This is a genomic window from Pseudomonas frederiksbergensis, assembly GCF_003732705.1.
Lineage (GTDB): Bacteria > Pseudomonadota > Gammaproteobacteria > Pseudomonadales > Pseudomonadaceae > Aquipseudomonas > Aquipseudomonas frederiksbergensis_F.
On record NZ_MOBR01000016.1, the window covers coordinates 11,512 to 28,823 of the forward strand.

General features: G+C 60.4%; 14 protein-coding genes and 5 pseudogenes. 9 read left to right on the forward strand and 10 right to left on the reverse strand.

Annotation, left to right across the window (positions count from 1 at the left end; translation table 11 throughout):
* Positions 1–18 precede the first annotated feature (18 nt).
* Both BK667_RS17615 and BK667_RS17620 read right to left on the reverse strand, forming a co-directional pair.
* Entirely contained in the window at positions 19–1,191 is a 1,173-nt protein-coding gene (locus BK667_RS17615) for a hypothetical protein (RefSeq protein WP_123598414.1), read from the reverse strand.
* Between the two features lie 156 nt (positions 1,192–1,347).
* Entirely contained in the window at positions 1,348–3,045 is a 1,698-nt protein-coding gene (locus tag BK667_RS17620; RefSeq protein WP_123598415.1) for an acid phosphatase, read from the reverse strand.
* 195 nt (positions 3,046–3,240) lie between these two features.
* Here BK667_RS17620 and BK667_RS17625 point away from each other — a divergent pair, with 195 nt between their 5' ends.
* Entirely contained in the window at positions 3,241–3,531 is a 291-nt protein-coding gene (locus tag BK667_RS17625) for a nucleotidyltransferase family protein (protein WP_123514491.1), read from the forward strand.
* A 79-nt stretch (positions 3,532–3,610) separates the two neighbouring features.
* Here the strand turns inward: BK667_RS17625 and BK667_RS17630 are convergent, their stop codons facing one another.
* A complete protein-coding gene (locus BK667_RS17630; RefSeq protein WP_123410079.1) occupies positions 3,611–5,029 on the reverse strand; it encodes a short-chain fatty acid transporter in 1,419 nt (472 codons plus the stop codon).
* Between the two features lie 200 nt (positions 5,030–5,229).
* On the opposite strand from BK667_RS17630, the gene BK667_RS17635 reads away from it, so the two are divergent.
* Positions 5,230–6,543 carry an MFS transporter gene (locus BK667_RS17635; protein WP_123598416.1) on the forward strand — a complete coding sequence of 438 codons (1,314 nt, stop codon included), beginning with the start codon at positions 5,230–5,232 and terminating at the stop codon, positions 6,541–6,543.
* Positions 6,544–6,566: 23 nt separating this feature from the next.
* Here BK667_RS17635 and BK667_RS17640 read toward each other — a convergent pair whose 3' ends face one another.
* Positions 6,567–7,937: a GntT/GntP/DsdX family permease gene (locus tag BK667_RS17640; protein ID WP_123598417.1), complete on the reverse strand. Its 1,371-nt coding sequence runs from the start codon at positions 7,935–7,937 to the stop codon at positions 6,567–6,569.
* Between the two features lie 331 nt (positions 7,938–8,268).
* Between BK667_RS17640 and BK667_RS34000 the strand changes: the two are divergent.
* The 3 genes and pseudogenes from BK667_RS34000 to BK667_RS17650 form a co-directional block, all read left to right on the forward strand.
* A pseudogene (locus BK667_RS34000) lies at positions 8,269–8,907 on the forward strand (PAS domain-containing protein); the annotation flags it as partial.
* Positions 8,908–9,066: 159 nt separating this feature from the next.
* A pseudogene (locus BK667_RS34005) lies at positions 9,067–9,495 on the forward strand (methyl-accepting chemotaxis protein); the annotation flags it as partial.
* Between the two features lie 104 nt (positions 9,496–9,599).
* Positions 9,600–10,205 (forward strand): flavin reductase family protein, encoded by a 606-nt coding sequence (locus BK667_RS17650; RefSeq protein WP_123514481.1) that lies wholly within the window; start codon positions 9,600–9,602, stop codon positions 10,203–10,205.
* On the opposite strand, the gene BK667_RS17655 is transcribed toward BK667_RS17650, so the two are convergent.
* From BK667_RS17655 to BK667_RS17665, 3 genes and pseudogenes are all read right to left on the reverse strand, one after another.
* Positions 10,202–10,768, reverse strand: a complete 567-nt coding sequence (locus BK667_RS17655) for a GNAT family N-acetyltransferase (RefSeq protein WP_123598419.1) — start codon at positions 10,766–10,768, stop codon at positions 10,202–10,204. The two genes, BK667_RS17650 and BK667_RS17655, sit on opposite strands and share 4 nt — an antisense overlap.
* A 76-nt stretch (positions 10,769–10,844) precedes the next feature.
* Positions 10,845–11,213, reverse strand: coding sequence for a cupin domain-containing protein (locus BK667_RS17660; protein ID WP_123514478.1), 369 nt, complete (start codon positions 11,211–11,213; stop codon positions 10,845–10,847).
* 76 nt (positions 11,214–11,289) lie between these two features.
* Positions 11,290–11,433, reverse strand: a pseudogene (locus tag BK667_RS17665) (helix-turn-helix domain-containing protein); the annotation flags it as partial.
* An 81-nt stretch (positions 11,434–11,514) separates the two neighbouring features.
* Between BK667_RS17665 and BK667_RS33600 the strand changes: the two are divergent.
* A pseudogene (locus BK667_RS33600) lies at positions 11,515–11,613 on the forward strand (lysine transporter LysE); the annotation flags it as partial.
* Here the strand turns inward: BK667_RS33600 and BK667_RS17675 are convergent.
* Positions 11,614–12,879 carry an MFS transporter gene (locus tag BK667_RS17675; protein ID WP_375539176.1) on the reverse strand — a complete coding sequence of 422 codons (1,266 nt, stop codon included), beginning with the start codon at positions 12,877–12,879 and terminating at the stop codon, positions 11,614–11,616.
* 108 nt (positions 12,880–12,987) lie between these two features.
* Between BK667_RS17675 and ddlA the strand changes: the two genes are divergently transcribed.
* From ddlA to BK667_RS17690, 3 genes are all read left to right on the forward strand, one after another.
* Positions 12,988–14,082, forward strand: a complete 1,095-nt coding sequence (gene ddlA, locus BK667_RS17680; RefSeq protein WP_123514476.1) for a D-alanine--D-alanine ligase — start codon at positions 12,988–12,990, stop codon at positions 14,080–14,082.
* Positions 14,083–14,108: 26 nt separating this feature from the next.
* Positions 14,109–14,453, forward strand: a complete 345-nt coding sequence (locus BK667_RS17685; protein WP_123598420.1) for a gamma-glutamylcyclotransferase family protein — start codon at positions 14,109–14,111, stop codon at positions 14,451–14,453.
* Positions 14,454–14,526: 73 nt separating this feature from the next.
* Entirely contained in the window at positions 14,527–14,955 is a 429-nt protein-coding gene (locus BK667_RS17690; protein ID WP_123514473.1) for a TOBE domain-containing protein, read from the forward strand.
* A gap of 56 nt (positions 14,956–15,011) precedes the next feature.
* On the opposite strand, the pseudogene BK667_RS17695 reads toward BK667_RS17690, so the two are convergent.
* Both BK667_RS17695 and ggt read right to left on the reverse strand, forming a co-directional pair.
* Positions 15,012–15,173: pseudogene (locus BK667_RS17695) on the reverse strand (transcriptional regulator); the annotation flags it as partial.
* A 184-nt stretch (positions 15,174–15,357) separates the two neighbouring features.
* Positions 15,358–17,190 (reverse strand): gamma-glutamyltransferase, encoded by a 1,833-nt coding sequence (ggt, locus tag BK667_RS17700; RefSeq protein WP_123598421.1) that lies wholly within the window; start codon positions 17,188–17,190, stop codon positions 15,358–15,360.
* Positions 17,191–17,312 lie beyond the last annotated feature (122 nt).

The window sequence follows — 17,312 nt, forward strand, 5'->3', positions numbered from 1 at the left end:
CAAAAGGCCTTTGTCGTTTCAGAGGTGCGGTGCAGGTACTGCAGGCGCCGGGGCCGGGGCTTGCAACTGTTGCAGCTGCGACTTGACCGGTGGCGTGGCGCACTTGGCTGCTGCGTCGGCCGGCGTCAGGTTGCGGATCGAGGTGTAGAACAGCTCGCAGGTTTTTTCTTTCTGAGTCACTTGCCAGGTCTGGGTGCAGCTTTTGAGCAGCGCTGCCGGGTCGCTGCCCGGTTTGCTGCCCATCCCTGCCTGCCAGCACGCGGCGCTCAAATCCTGGCCCATGACGCTCAGGCCAGCGGCATCAGCCTTGGCCTGTGCATCGGGACCGGTATAGCTGGCCGGATCAGCGGCGTACCAGATGTAGCTCGGATGGTTGGAACCCAACACCGGCACCTTCACCCCGGCGCTCGGGCTGATCGTCGCCAGGCCCAGCACGCCTACCGTCACGCCGTATTGCGCCTTGATCCAGTTACGCACCGGCGCGCCAAAAGCGACCATCGGCAACGCTGCGCCTTTGGCGTTCTGGCTGACTTCCTTGACCATGGTGGTCTGGTAGTCCTTGAAGTAGTCGTAGACCCCTTCCAGGTCCTTGCCGGCGCTGGACGGTGCGGCAATCGGCGCGATGTCGATGATGGTCTGGTAGGCCGGCGTCTGCGCCGCCGGAATGCCGTTGTCGACCAGCAGCGTGGCCCAACGGTCGGTGGTGGCCGATTCCAGGTAGTCCTGGGCCTGGGTCAGGGAGTAATCCGGCGGGAAGTGCAGCAGCTCGACGCTTTTGCGGTTTTCCAGGGCCATGCCCAACGGCAGGAACAGATACCAGCTATAAGCCCATTTGCCATCAATGTTGAGCTTTTTCGCGCCGTTGTAGGCCAGATCCCCGGCATCCAGCAAGGCTGCCAGAGGTTTGTCATAACCCTTGGGCACGCCTGTGATTTCGGCGTAGAGCTGATGGTTATCGGTTTTGACCCGTACTTTTGCGGCGCTGTAACCATCGCGCTGCACGCTCTGGGTCAGGTAATGCTCGACGGTTTGCTCCAGCGTCCAGTTGCGAAAGCAGATCACGTTGCAATTGTTGGGGTAAGCGAAGAGTCGGGTGACGCGTTCGGTGCTGCCCAGCTTGAGATCGACATCGGCGTGGGCGGCGGCACTCAAGGTGAGGGCGGCGAGGGTAAGTCCTGCGAGTTTGAACATGCTCAGATCCTTTTCAGCGTGGGCCCTCGTAGGCGGGGGCGGGTACATACTGAAACCAGATGTGTCGTACGGTCCAGTACCTACGCGAAAAATCGCAGCCGATGACATGCCCCCGTAGGAGCTGCCGAAGGCTGCGAACTTTTGATCTTCAATCAATCAAACGGAAAAATGCAGGGCATTGGTCAAATCCCCCATTGGCTTCTGACCACGGGCGATCATCGCGTCATCGCGCAATTTGATCCCGTCGAGGGTTTCCAGCTGAAAGGTGCGGGTGATCAGGCGCAGGATCGATGCCGTGTCATACACCGTGTGATCCACTGTGCCCTTGCGCGAAAACGGCGAAATCACCAGCGCCGGGATGCGTGTTCCCGGGCCCCAGCGATCGCCCTTGGGTGGCGCAACGTGGTCCCACCAGCCGCCGTTCTCGTCGACAGTGATGACCACCACCATGTTTTTCCATTGCGGACTTTGCTGCAGCACTTTCAGCGCGCGGACGATATGCCGGTCGCCCGACGCGATGTCGGCGTAACCGGCGTGCATGTTCAGATTGCCTTGGGGTTTGTAGAACGACACCGCCGGCAGCTTGCCGGCTTCGGCATCGGCCAGGAACTTGTTGGTGCTCGACTCATCGCCCAACCCGCCATCACGCAGGCGCTTGGCGCGCTCGGCCGGGTTTTCCGGACCTTGGCGCTTGAAGTAGTTGAACGGCTGGTGGTGGTACTGAAAGTTCGGGATTTTCGGAATGGCCCCCGAATCCTTGTACTCATCGATCGTGGCTTGCCACGCGCCGCCGTACCAGGCCCAGTCGACGTTCTTCTTCGACAGCTTGTCGCCAATGTGCTCGTGGGTTTGCGGCACCAGGACGCTAGGCAAAGGCTTGGCGTAGTCCGGGCGCTCGGGGTCGCGGATCCAGGTCGGCCAATACGGCGGCGCCATGGTGTTCACCGCGTAGCCATCGGGTGTCAGCAGGCTCGGGCCGAACTGCGGCGGGCCAGTCATGGCGCTGGCGGGCGAGGCGTCCAGCGGCTTGAGGCGGTTGTCAGTCGGGTCATCGCTTTGCAGCGTGGCGATATTGGGCTTGGCGATCGAGTTGGCGGCATCCGGGTAAAACGGCACCTGGGCACTGATCAGGTATTGATGGTTCAGGTACGAGCCGCCGAAAGCGCCCTGGAAGAAGTTGTCGCAGAGCACGAATTCCTTGGCGACATCCCACAGTCGCAATGAATAGCGGGTCTGGGTGTAGTGCCCCATCGTCAAGGCACCGGAGTCGGCCCAGGCCACAAAACGGTCATTCTTGCCGCCGTTGATCTGCATCTGGTTCTGGTAGAACACGTGCCACAGGTCGCGGGTCACCAGGCTCAGCGGCAAGTCTTCACCTTGCGGGCCTTTGAGGGCGTAGGGCGCGTTGGGCAAGTGTTCCTGAAATTGCGTGCCGGCGGGGTAGATCACGCCATCGAGGGTTTGCGGGCCGACCTGGTTCAGGCCACCCCAAACCGGAGGCAGATTCGACAACACATTGCCGTCGCGGTCCCGTTGCTGGTAGTCGTCCGGCTTAAGCGCCGACAACGGCTTTTCGATACCCGGGAAGTCGGCAAACAGGTTGTTGAAGCTACGGTTTTCGCCGTAGATCACCACGACATTCTTCACGTTTTCGTGCAGGGCTTTGTCCAGCTCGGTGGGCGTCAGCGGGCGTTCGACCGGTTTGCCAGAGTCATCACTTTTAGTGCCGCAAGCACTCAGGGTTGCTCCGACACCCAATACCGCAACACCACCCAGAAAGCGGCGGCGGCTGGTATCGGTGGGTTGATCGGCTTCGGGGGAGGGGAGGTCGGTTCCGTCTTTTTCGTCGGCCATTTCGATTCCTTTTCACGAAATTGTTGCAATGTGTTTCGGCGGGACGCTAGCAGCGCGATGTGACGGGGAGGTTACACGAGAGTTTCGGTTGATTGGCACTGCGATACCCAGCACGCATCCTGTAATGGTGCGTGGTGTTTACCATCTTCAGGCACTGCTAGACTGGCGCCATACAGAACCTGGCAAAGGTGAATCATGAAACCCTCCGCAGCTCTTGATCTACAACGTGCGGCCGTGCGCGAGGTCGTCGGTCGATTCCGTACGTCCAACCCTCGTGTCTTCGGTTCGGCGCTGCTCGGAACGGATGAAGAGGGAAGTGACCTTGATCTGCTGGTCGATGCACTGCCCGGCGCCACACTTTTTGATCTCGGCGGTCTTCAGGTTGAGCTTGAGGGGTTGCTCGGCGTAACAGTCGATCTGCTGACACCCGAAGATCTTCCTGCGAAGTATCGCCAACAGGTGCTTGAACAGGCTCGCCCGATATAACCGAGAACCGGATCGGCAAATATCTGAATCCGATCAAACCTGACTGCACCCACTCTCCCTAGCAGGTGCAGTCCTCCTGTTAAGGCATCACCGGCGCCGTATAAACCAGCGTCGTCCCCAGCGCCCACAGCAGAAACAGCACCAGCGGCGTATGCACCAGCAACTGCACAAACGAGAACCCGATCAAGTCCCGCGCCTTCAATCCCAATACGCCCAGCAGCGGCAGCATGTAGAACGGGTTGATCAGGTTCGGCAGGGCTTCGGCGGCGTTGTAGATTTGTACGGCCCAGCCCAGGTGGTAGTTCAGGTCAGTGGCCACTTGCATGACGTACGGCGCTTCGATGATCCACTTGCCGCCGCCGGACGGGATGAAGAAACCGAGGATCGCCGAGTACACCCCCATCAATAGTGCATAAGTGTCGTGGGACGCGATTTGCACGAAAAAGGTCGAGATGTGGTGGGCCAGGGTTTGGGCGTCAGTGCCTTTGACCGTGGTCATCAGCGCGGCAATCGAGCCGTACAGCGGGAACTGGATCAGCACGCCGGTGGTGGTCGGCACCGCCCGGGCCACGGCATCGAGGAAGCTGCGCGGGCGCCAGTGCAGCAGGGCGCCGAGCATCAGGAACAGAAAGTTGTAGGTGTTCAAACCGGAGATTGCGCTGATCGCCGGTTTGGTCGAGAACTCATGGAACAGCCAGCCAGCCGCCAACAGCACCAGCAGAATCGTCAGCAATGGGCTGTGTTCCAGCCACTCGCCGGGACGGGTGCGCGGTTGCAGCGGCGGCAGGTTGAAACTCGGGTCGATGCCGCAGGCCTTGGCGTCACGGGCGGAATTCGGGCCAGGCGCGGTGGCGTAAGCGATGATCAGCGAAACCACGATCAGCGCCAGCAACAGCACGCCGGACTGCCAGAGAAAGATTGTTTGAGTGAATGGAATGACGCCCGTGATCGACAGAATCGACGGCGGCAAACTGGCCGGGTTGGCCTGCAATTGCGCGGCGGACGACGACAGGCCTAACGCCCAGACGGCGCCAAGGCCCAGATAAGCCGCGGCACCGGCGGCGCGGTAATCCATTTTCAGGTCGGTGCGACGGGCGAGGGCGCGCACCAGCAAGCCACCGAAGACCAGCGACAAGCCCCAGTTCAGCAACGACGCAACCATCGAAATCAACGCGACCCAAGCCACGGCGGATCGACCGTTTTTCGGGATCCTCGCCAAGCGGTCAATCAACTTCACGGCGGGCGGCGAACTGGCGACCACATAACCGCCAATCACCACGAACGCCATCTGCATGGTGAACGGAATCAAACTCCAGAACCCGTCACCGAACGCCATGGCAGCGTCGGTGGGTTTGGCGCCCATGGCCATGGTCGCCAGGGCCACAATGATGACCGCCAGAGCGGCGAACACCCAGGAATCGGGAAACCAGCGCTCGGCAAAACTTGAGCAACGCAGGGCAAAGCGGGCATAGCGGCTATCGTCGATATCAGCGGCCACGGGAGTACCTCGGATTTTTATGATTATTGTGATGTTCCGGGCCGTGAAGGCCCGTCTGGTCTGGTGCCAACATTAAATCAATCGACTGTTTTTTGTGACGAAGTTTTACGCGTTTAGGACTTTGGTCTAACGGGTTGTCCGTCGCCGCATTTGCGTAGACCATGGGCGCCTTGGTTTTTGCCTGTGCCAGAGTTCATTTCATGACTGCCAATATCGATACGCGCCCGGCGCCGTTTACCCGTTCGGACTACAAGACCCTGGGCCTTGCGGCGCTCGGCGGCGCGCTGGAAATCTACGATTTCATTATTTTCGTATTTTTCGCCCTGACCCTCAGCCAACTGTTCTTCCCACCCGAAATGCCCGAGTGGCTGCGTTTGCTGCAAAGTTTCGGGATCTTCGTCACCGGTTACCTGGCGCGGCCGCTGGGCGGGATCCTGATGGCGCATTTCGCCGACAAATTGGGGCGAAAGAAAGTCTTCAGCCTGAGCATTTTGATGATGGCGCTGCCGTGCCTGCTGATCGGGATCATGCCGACCTACGCGCAGATCGGCTATTTCGCGCCGTTGCTGCTGTTGGCCCTGCGCATCCTTCAGGGGGCGGCGGTGGGCGGTGAAGTGCCGAGCGCCTGGGTGTTCGTCGCCGAGCACGCGCCGGCCGGTCATCGCGGTTATGCGCTCGGTTTCCTCCAGGCCGGGCTGACATTCGGCTATTTGATCGGCGCGTTGACCGCGACCTTTCTGGCCCAGGCCTTCACCCCGGCAGAAATCCTCGATTACGCCTGGCGCTACCCGTTCCTGCTGGGGGGCGTGTTTGGTGTGATCGGTGTCTGGCTGCGCCGCTGGCTCAGTGAGACCCCGGTGTTCATGGCCATGCAGGCACGCCGCGATGAAACGGGCGAATTGCCGCTGCGCACGGTGCTGCGCGAACATCGGCTGGCCATGCTGCCGGCGATGATCCTCACCTGCGTGCTGACTTCAGCCGTGGTGGTGTTCGTGGTCATCACCCCGACCATGATGCAGAAAACCTTCGGCATGACCGCCAGCCACACCTTCGCCCTGAGCGCCTTGGGCATCGTGTTTCTGAACATCGGTTGTGTGCTCGCCGGTTTGCTGGTCGACCGCATCGGCGCCTGGCGCACGGTCATGCTCTACAGCCTGTTACTGCCGTTGGGCATCGGTGTGCTCTACACCTGCCTGATCATTGGCGGCGACTGGATCGGCCTGGCCTACGCGGTGGCCGGCCTCAGTTGTGGGGTCGTCGGCGCGGTGCCGTCGGTGATGGTCAGTCTGTTTCCGGCGCGGATTCGCGTCTCGGGGATTTCTTTCACTTACAACATTGCCTACGCCGCCTGGGCGAGTGTCACACCGCTATTGCTGATTGGTCTGATGCCCTGGAGCCCGTGGATCTGCGTGATTTTCTGTGCGGTGATGGGCGCGGCGGGCGTGAGCAGTGCGGCGTATTTCGGGGCGCGCATGCCCCATGTCGGGAGCCGGTCCGTGGCGCCCTGTCTGTAGTTATTTCCGGGGCGTGGCGGCCATCACGTCAACCAATGCCACCACAACAACGTCCCCACCAACCCCACCACCGACACGATGGTTTGCAGGATCGACCAGACCCAGATCGTCTGTTTGAGCTGCAAGCCAAAGTACTCGCGCACCATCCAGAACCCGGCGTCGTTCACGTGACAGAAAAACACCGAGCCGGCGCCAATCGCCAGCGCCACTAATGAGCTTTGCGTTGCCGCCAGCCCCGCCATCATCGGCGCCAAAATACCCGCAGTGGTCGTCGTCGCGACCGTGGCCGAGCCGGTGGCCTGCCGCAACGCCACGGCGATCAGCCAGGCCAGCAGCAAGTACGGCATGTGCGCGCCTTCGGCGACTTTACTGATGGTCTGACTGACGCCGGCATCGAGCAGCGTTTGCTTCAAGCCGCCACCGGCACCGATGGTCAGCAGTAACACCGCAATCGGCGCGAGGCTTTTACGCAACGTGCCGCCCACGTGTTCGCGGGGCATGCCATTGGCCCAGCCGAGGCAGATCACCGCCGCCATGACAGCAATGCCCAACGCCACCAGCGGTTCGCCGAGGAACTTCAGGGTCAGGGCGACGGTGCTTTCGGGGCTCATCGCGACTTTCGCCAACGTGCTGCCGAGCATCAGCAATACCGGCAACAGAATAATCAGCAACGACATGCCGAAGCTCGGCTGGCGCGGGGCCTTGGGCGGCGCGCTGAACAGTGCACCGAGCTCTGCCGGCTCGTCGACGTGCATGCGTTTCGACAGCCAGTTGCCATAGATCGGACCGGCCAGAATCACCGCCGGAATCGCGACGCTGAAACCCAGCAACATCGTCAAACCGAGGTCGGCATGCAACGCGCTGACCGCAATCAGCGGCCCGGGATGCGGCGGCATCAAGGCGTGCAACGTGGTCATCCCGGCCAACGCCGGAATGGCGATCTTGAGCAACGGCTGACCCGAACGGCGCGCCATGACGAAGATGATCGGCACCATCATCACCAGGCCCACTTCAAAAAACAGCGGCAGGCCGATCACCATCGCCACCAGCGCCATGACCCACGGCAACGACTTGCCTTTACCCAGGCCAAGCAAGGTCGAAGCGATGCGATCCGCGGCTCCGGATTCAGCCATCAATGCACCGAGCATCGAACCCAGCGCAATGATGATCCCCGCCTCACCCAGAATCGCCCCGGCGCCTTTGCTGAACGCTTTGGCCACGTCCCCGGGCGGCAAACCGGCCCCGACACCCGCAATGAACGTGCCGATCAGGATCGACAGAAAGGGCGGGAGTTTGGTGGCGCTGATCAACACGATAATCGTGGCAATCGCCAGCAGGCAGCAAAGGATCAAACGGGTGTCGTGAACCATCCAGGCAGCAGTCGATAACTCCAAAACGGGACTCCTTATCGGGCAGATACCGTTGCAACATGTTGTTGCAATTTAGTCGCAGGATACCTGATATGGCCGGGGTAGAGCGGTGGGTTTTGTAACGGGTCCCCGTAGGAATGACAGAGCCAGTGCCACGTTGCCATTATTTTTGTAGGACAACCCCCAAACGCTCTTCAGAAAATATCCCCAACGCCGATGCCTAGGCTGCATACCGCTTTTCATCCCTGTCCATCGGTGCTTTCCCATGTTCAATAAACGCTTGAAGCAGGAGCTGTCCGCTCTTCGCGAAGAACTCTCCAGCCTCCTGCAAGTGAAGGACAGCCTGGAAAGCGAGATGCTGGTCCTGACCCTCGATCCCGATGGGCGGGTTCAATCGGTCAATCAGAATTTCCTCGGCGAGATGCTCTACAAGAGCAATGACCTGGTCGGCCGACACATCGAAGACATCGTGCCGGCTCACGTGAAATCCGACGAATTCCATCAGCGATTCAAAAACGCACTGACCCGAGGCGAACATTTCGCCGGCACCGTGCGTTTGCTGCGTGGCAATGGTGCCGAGGCCTGGTTGCGTTCGATCCTGCAACCGGTGCGTTCGGCGGGCGGTCGCATCAAGCATTTTTCGATTTATTCCAGCGACCTGACCCGCACCATCGAAGCGTCGCGCGAGCACGAGAACCTGATCGGTGCGCTGGTGCGTTCGACGGCGGTAATCGAGTTCGACCTCAACGGCAATGTGCTGAGCGCTAACGAGCGCTTCCTCAACGGCATGGGTTACAGCCTGGCGCAAATTCAGGGCAAACATCACCGCACCTTTTGTGAGCCAGAGGAATACAACAGCGCCGAGTACCAGAACTTCTGGCGCCGTCTGAACAATGGCGAGTTTGTGGCCGATCGCTTCAAACGTGTCGACAGCCACGGTCGTGTGGTCTGGCTGGAGGCGTCCTACAACCCGGTGGTCGATGCCAATAACAAACTCTACAAAGTGGTGAAATTCGCCACGGTGATTACCGATCAGGTCAATCAGGAACAAGCGGTCGCCGAGGCGGCCAACATCGCCTACAGCACGTCGATTCAGACCGATAACAGCGCCCAGCGCGGCACGGCAGTGGTGACTCAGGCGGTGAGCGTGATGCGCGACCTCGCCAAACATATGCAAACCGCCGGCGAAGGCATCGAAGCCCTGAACGAGCAGTCGCTGGTGATTGGCACCATCGTCAAGACCATCAGTGGCATTGCCGAACAGACCAACCTGTTGGCGCTCAACGCGGCGATTGAAGCCGCGCGTGCCGGCGAACAGGGTCGGGGTTTTGCGGTGGTGGCGGACGAGGTTCGGCAACTGGCCTCACGCACCAGCCAGGCCACGGATGAAATTGTCGGCGTCGTGCGGCAGAACCAGGACATGGCGCGCAACGCCGTGGCCCTGATGACTGACGGCAAGCTACAGGCCGAGCAAGGTTTGGCGCTGGCGGCGGAGGCGGGCACGGTGATTGTCGAGATTCAGGACGGCGCGCAAAAAGTGGTGAACGCGGTAGGGCAGTTTGCCAATCAACTGGCGACTTGATTCGCAAGCTCGAATAAATGCGAAAAGATCGCAGCCTTTTTCCGGGCATGGCCTAAATCGCGGTTGCCGCTACAATCGGCGCTTTCCCCTTGGAGCAGACTTCCATGACCGTTTCCCATCGCCGTCCGGTTCCGTTGTCCAAGGCGTATCGCCTGCTCAATCACGGGCCGACCGTGCTGGTCAGTGCGGCCCACGACGGTCAGCGCAATATCATGGCCGCGGCGTGGGCCATGCCGCTGGATTTTGAACCGCCGAAGATTGCCGTCGTGCTGGACAAGTCCACCTGGACCCGACAACTGCTGGAAGCCTCGGGCACGTTCGTGGTGAACGTGCCCTGCGTTGCCCAGGCTGACATCGTGCAAACCGTCGGCTCGACGTCTGGCCTGGCGCTGACTCAGGGTCAAGGCCAGGACAAGTTCCAGGCTTACGGCCTGCAGACCTTCAGCGGCGAGTTGATCGATGCGCCGATGCTGGAAGGATGCGTTGCGTGGCTGGAGTGCCGGTTGTTGCCGGAGCCGCACAATCACCAGCAATACGACCTGTTCCTGGCCGAGGTGATTGCCGCTCAAGCGGACGAACGCGTGTTCAGCGATGGTCGCTGGCACTTCGAAGGGCATGACGCGCTGCGCACCTTGCACCATGTCGCCGGTGGACACTTCCTGAAGATCGGCGACCCGGTGGACGGTAAGGCGCTGGGCGAATCTGACTAAAAAGCACTGATCGGCGACGGTTCAAACTCTGCGCGCAACAACGAAAGTTGCAGCAAATCGTGATGTTTTCCCAGCCAGAAACCCGCCTGACGAAGCCGTCCTTCCTGGACGAAACCCAAGCGTTCGAGCAATTTCAAACACGCTTGGTTCTGCGGGTGGACAGTGGCCTCGATCCGATGGAGCTGCATCTGTTCAAAACTCCAGACCAGCATGGCTTGCAGCGCTTCAGACATGATGCCTTTGCCCCAGGCCGGCTGCCCAAGCGCGAAACCCAGCGAGCAGCTTTTCCACTGGCGATTCCATTTGAACAGGCCGCAATTGCCGAGCAATTCGTCGTGCGCTTTGTCCTGGATGCCCCAACGGATACCGGGGTTGGGTTGCGTGCGCGATTCGGCGAACGTGTTGACTAATGCCTGGGCCTGAGCGATTTCGGTAATCGGGTCCATGCCGAACCACTGCATGGCCTGTTGATTACCGTGAATCGCCAACAGGGCCGGGGCGTCGGCCGTGACGATTTCGCGCAGCTGCAGGCGCGGCGTTTCGAGGGTCGGGAAGTCGCTCATGGAATGTCCTTATTCGTCGACCGGGAAGTCGGTCAAATGATCACGGCGATCACAGTCTGCGTATTTCCAGTGTTTTTCAAATCCACAGATCATTCATCGCCGTGAGTTCACCGCCTTCACTGCCGGTGTTCACTACGCCCTTGGGTTCGATCAGCAGCAGTTTCACTTCCTGTTCCGCCGACGGTTTGTGCTCGACGCCCTTGGGCACGACGTACATTTCACCCGCTGAAATCAGTACGTGACCGTCGCGAAAGTCGATGCGCAATTGCCCTTCGAGAACGATGAAGGTTTCGTCGGTTTCCAGGTGGTCGTGCCAGATGAAATCCCCCAGCAGCTTCACCACTTTGAATTGGTAGTCGTTCATTTCGGCGATGACCCGGGGTGACCAGTGTTGGTCGATCAGGTCGATTTTTTGCAGGAAGTTCAGGCTTTTTAACGTGTTCATCAGGTGGTGCTCCAGAGTGATTCCGGTTCCACGATAACCAGCGCATCGAGGTGATTCTTGAACGATCGTGCGTGACTCAGCGTCGGTGCATCTTCATCCAGCGGGCCGGCGACAGGCCGTAGGTTTTGCTGAACTGACGCGTCATGTGGCTCTGATCGGTGAAACCGGCCATCAGCGCGGCACTGACCAGCGACTGGCCCTGAATCAGCAGCGCGCGGAGGCATGTGCTTGGCCATGGTGGCGTTGTCTTGAACTCGATGCAGAACACGTTAACCCAGGGACAAACCGTTGTCTGCTGAGTCGGGTCGCGGGTGCTTATGAGCGTTCGCGCAAATGGCTGGACCGCTTTGCCGGCAGTTGCTACCTGCTGTTCGGCGCGCATTGGGTGGCCAATCGTTGATCAGGTCAGCGCCGTGGCCACCGGTTGATCGGTAACGGCAGGTGTCTTGTTCAATGTCTCGGGCATGGCGAGCACGAGCAACACCAGCGCTGTGGCCGCCACTGCCGCGAGCGTGAGGAATGCCGCGCTGTAACCGGCCAGTTGAACCACGAATCCGGCCAAACCGTTGCTCAGTGCGGCGCCCAGACCGAACACCGTCGACAACGCACCCAAGCTCACATTGAAGCGTCCGGTGCCTTGGGTCAGGTCCTTGATCACTACCGGAAACAATGCGCCGAAGATCCCGGCACCGACACCGTCAAGCAGCTGCACCGCCACCAGCCAATACGGGTCGTCCGACAAGGTATAAAGCATCCCGCGCAAGGGCAGGATCAGGAACCCCGCCAGCAGCAACGGCTTGCGCCCCCAGACATCAGCTTTCCAGCCCACCAGCAGCGCCACCGGCACCATGACCAATTGCGCGGCGACGATGCAGGCGGACGTCAGTGGCGTGGCCATTTGCAGGTTCACCAGGGACAGTTTCTGACTCACCAGCGGCAGCATTGCCGCATTCGCCAGATGAAACAGCCCACAACAAATACCGAATATCAGCAGTGGCCGGTTGTGCAGCAAAACATTCAGACCGGAGGGCTGTTCACCATGGGCCGGCCCTTGTGGGTCGAAGCCTCGGGCAACATCGTGATCAATGGCTTGAGGCGAGATGAGGCTGATGGCAAGTACGCTGGCCAGCGCCATCACCGCCATCAGGTAAAACACCGCCACGGGGCCGAATAAATACGCAAATCCCCCAGCCAGTAACGCCGCAACCGCATTGCCGGCATGGTTAAAGGTTTCATTGCGCCCGGTGCGGCGGGTAAAGGCTCGCGGCCCGGTAATGCCCAATGAAATAGCGGAGATGGCCGGGGCGAACACCGACGCCGCGGCAGCGCTCAAGGCCTGGGTCAGCGCCACCAGCGTGAACGAGGTAATGAAGGGCAATAGCACGCAACTCACCGTCACCAGCAGCGCCGCAACGATGATCACCCCGCGTTTGCGGCGGGTTCGATCAATCAGTGCGCCGGCCGGGGTCTGGGTCAACAGCGCGGCAATCCCGGCCAAAGTCATCACCAGGCCGATACTGGCCGGGTCCCAGTGATGCACCGCCAGCAAATAAATCGCCAGGTACGGCCCGAGTCCGTCGCGCACGTCGGCGAGAAAGAAGTTGAGCCCGTCCAGGGAGAGGGTGTTGCGACGATCGGTAGGAGCGTTCAAGGTCGGCCTCTGCATGACGGGATGCGCATTAGCAATGACTGATGGAGACGGCGCGAAGTTTCAGTCTTTAATTCATCGGTGCTGCCGTGGTATCAAACAGCACATTCACCATGAGGCCAGGCAATGAGCAAGCTGCGGGTTGGGATTATTTTCGGGGGCCGTTCGGCCGAGCATGAGGTGTCGCTGCAATCGGCGAAAAACATCGTCGATGCACTGGACCGTTCGCGCTTCGAACCGGTGCTGATCGGCATCGACAAACAAGGTCACTGGCACCTCAACGATCCCTCGAACTTCCTGCTCAATCAGGAAAACCCGGCGCTGATCGCCCTCAATCAATCCAATCGCGAACTGGCGGTGGTGCCGGGCAAGGCCAGTCAGCAATTGGTGGAAACCTCCAGTCAGGAACTGCTGGGCCACGTCGATGTGATCTTCCCGATTGTCCACGGCACCCTCGGCGAAGACGGCTGCCTGCAAGGTTTGCTGCGCATGGCGGATTTGCCGTTTGTTGGCTCCGATGTGTTGGGTTCTGCGGTGTGCATGGACAAGGACATCAGCAAGCGCCTGCTGCGCGACGCCGGGATTGCGGTCACGCCGTTCGTGACCTTGAACCGTGCCAGCGCCGCGCGTACCGGGTTTGCCGACGTGCAGGGCAAACTCGGTCTGCCGCTGTTCGTCAAACCGGCGAACCAGGGCTCTTCCGTGGGCGTGAGCAAAGTCACCGACGAAGCCGAATACACAGCAGCGGTTGAGCTGGCCTTGGGCTTCGACGAAAAAGTGTTGATCGAATCTGCCGTCAGCGGTCGCGAGATTGAATGCGCGGTGCTCGGCAATGATCAGCCGATCGCCAGTGGTTGCGGCGAGATCGTGGTGAGCAGTGGGTTCTATTCCTACGACAGCAAATACATCGACGACCAGGCCGCCCAAGTGGTGGTGCCGGCTAACATCAGCGTTGAGGCGAGCGAGCGTATTCGCGCCTTGGCCGTTGAGGCCTTTCAGGTGTTGGGTTGTTCAGGGTTGGCGCGGGTCGATGTATTCCTGACGGAGAGCGGCGAAGTGCTGATCAACGAAATCAACTCGCTGCCCGGTTTCACCCGCATCAGCATGTACCCCAAGCTGTGGCAGGCCACCGGCATGACATATAGCGAACTGGTCAGCCGCTTGATCGACCTGGCGCTGGAAAAGCATCAGGCGCGGCAAGCGTTGAAGATCAGTCGTTAAGCAAATATTCACTCAAGGATTTATCGATGACGGCTGCAACTGTTTACCTGTTTTCCTACGGCACCTTGCAGGACAAAGCCGTGCAACTGGCCAACTTCGGCCGCGAACTGAGCGGCAGCGCCGATGCGATGCTGGGGTATGAGCAATCCTGGGTAGAAATCACCGACCCCGAAGTACTGGCCACCAGCGGCAAGACCCATCACCCGATTCTGCGCCCGGGCAGCGAACGCAGTGCGCCGATTCCCGGCATGGTGTTCCAGATCACCCCTGAAGAGCTGGCTGCCGCCGACAGCTACGAAGTGTCGGACTACCAGCGCGTCAGCGTGGTACTACAATCCGGGATCGAAGCGTGGGTGTATGTGAGCGTGTAGTTGCGCAGCGCTGAGTAATCCCGAATGATGTGCAAAGTTGTATACAAAAATTACTAACAGAGGCCACAACATCATGAAAGTCAGCGCACGTAACGTCTTCAAAGGCACCATCAGCAAATTGCAGCCCGGCGCGGTCAATGCCGAAGTGTCCCTGAAACTGGCGGGCGGCAATGAACTGGTAGCGGTGGTGACCATGGAAAGCGTGAAGAGCCTGGGCCTGGCGGTCGGCAAAGAAGCGGTCGCACTGGTGAAGGCACCGTGGGTGATGCTGATGACCGAATCCAGCGACATCCGCCTCTCGGCGCGCAACTGCCTGGAAGGCAAAGTCACCCACGTGACCGATGGCGCGGTGAACGCCGAAGTGGTCATCCAACTGGATGGCGGCAGCGAGGTTTACTCGATCGTTACCCGTGAGGCGGTTGCAGAGTTGGGGCTGGCGCCGGGTGTGAGTGCGACGGCTGTGATCAAGGCTTCGCATATTATTTTGGGTGTGCCGGCGTGATTTGGGCCCGGAGGCCGGGTTTTCTAGCCTCCGGGGTTTTTGTCAGGTGTTGAGTGGACTGGAAAGTGCTTCGACTCATTCGCCTCGATGTGCGTGATCATGATGTCGAAGTAATCACCTTCTGGCGTGCCGGGTTCAGGCTCGTTGTCGAAGAGTTCAGACACGTTTTTTAACGCTGCGCGGTAATCCTCGCCGGTGTGAATCGGACGATTTTTCACGAGTGACTCCATTCCGACGGCATTAGCGTCGACTGCGTTGTACTGCTTGTGGGGCCGACAAATTCTATATACGTCGCGCCAAATTGCGGGTAGGAAAAGACAGCGTGAGATAGCAGATCTGACTCGCTTTCCCAATAAAAAAGGCCTACCTCCCGGTAAGCCTTTTCTCATCCCCGCGTAAGACTCAATCCCCCAACGCCTCCCCCTCACGCCGCGGATCCGCTCCACCCGCCAGCGAAGCCTTTCCCTGCGCATCCTTCACTCGAACAATCGCCTGGGTCCCGCTGGTCATGTCGATTTCATTCACCACATGCCCTTTATCCTTCAGCGCCTGAATCAGCGCCGGGCTGAACTGCCCTTGTTCCAGTTCGGTCGGGCCGTTGCGGCTGCCGAAGTTGGGCAGGCTAATGGCGGCTTGTGGGTCGAGGTTCCAGTCGAGCAGGCCGATGGTGGATTTGGCGACGTATTCGATGATTTGCGAGCCGCCCGGGGAGCCGACGGTGGCTACGAACTCGCCGCTCTGGCGATCGAAGATCAGGGTCGGCGCCATGGACGAGCGCGGGCGTTTGCCGGGTTCGACGCGGTTGGCGACCTTCTGCCCGTTCTCTTCGGGGATGAACGAAAAGTCGGTCATCTGGTTGTTGAGCAGGAAGCCCTGGACCATCAAGTGTGAGCCGAACGCGGACTCAACGGTGGTGGTCATGGACACGGCGCCGCCTGCGTCATCGACAGCGACCACTTGCGAGGTGGAGATGCGCAGGGGCGAGCGGTCCGGCGCGTAGGCGACTTGAATACCCGGCGGCGTGCCGGGTTTGGCCGTGCCCATGCTGCGGTCGCCGATCAGGGCGGCGCGGCTGGCGAGGTAAGTCGGGTCCACCAGGCCTTTGACCGGCACTGGCACGAAGTCGGTGTCGGCCACATATTGCGCGCGGTCGGCGTAGGCCAGGCGTTCGGCTTCAGAGATCAGGTGCACGGCTTCTGGCGCTGGCTCGATGCCTGCCGGCTTATCCGTCTTCAGCGGTTTGAGCGGCGCCAGGGCAAAGCGCGGGTCGCGGGTTTCCAGGGCTTGCAAGGTGCCGAGGATCTGCGCCACGGCAATTCCGCCCGACGACGGTGGCGGCATGCCGCAGACCTGCCAGCGTTTGTAGTCGGAGCACAGCGGCGCACGTTCCTTGGCCTTGTAGCCTTGAAGGTCATTCAGCGACAGGCTGCCGGGGTTTTTATGGCCCTGGACCTTGGCGACGATTTCTTCGGCAACCGGCCCTTTGTAGAGCGCGTCGGGGCCTTCCTTGGCGATGCGTTTGAATACCGCGGCCAATGCCGGATTCTTCAGTAGCGTACCGACGGCTTTGGGGCTGCCATCCGCATTCAGAAAGTACGCCACCATGTCCGGCGAACGCTTGAGCGACGAGTCCGAAGCAATCAGCTGATGCAAACGCGGCGAGATCGCAAAGCCTTGCTCCGCGAGTTTGATCGCCGGTTCGAACAGTGTCGCCCAGGGCAGGCGCCCGTGTTTCTGATGCGCCAGCTCAAGCGCGCGCAACACGCCCGGCGTCCCCACTGAGCGACCGCCAATCTGCGCTTGAGTGAACGGCATCGGCGTGCCATCGGCTTGCAGGAAAAGTTTCTCGGTGGCGCCGGACGGAGCGGTTTCCCGACCGTCATACGTGCGCACAGCCTTGCCGTCCCACAATACGATCAACGCACCGCCACCAATGCCCGACGATTGCGGTTCCACCAGGGTCAATACCGCTTGCATCGCAATGGCCGCATCGATGGCCGAGCCACCCTGACGCAGCATCTCCCGCCCGGCCGCAGCCGCTAGCGGATTGGCGGCCGCCGCCATGTGTTTCGAGGCGTGGCGGGTTTGCAGGTCAGTGCGAAAACCGGTGGCGGCTTCCGGCGCCACGGGCAATGTCGACGTGGGTGGTGCGTTGCACGCGGCGAGGGTCAGCGCGGTGGCGATCAGCGACAGGGCTGACAGGCGATAGCGGCTCAAGTGAAAGGCTGAGAACACGTAGGGCACTCCGTCCGTGGGATAAAAGATTCGGGGACTTTATCGGCCGACAGGGTGCGACGCAAACCACGTCCGACAGCAAAGGCACTTTTGTCCTTCATCAACGGACGGATTTTCTGTAG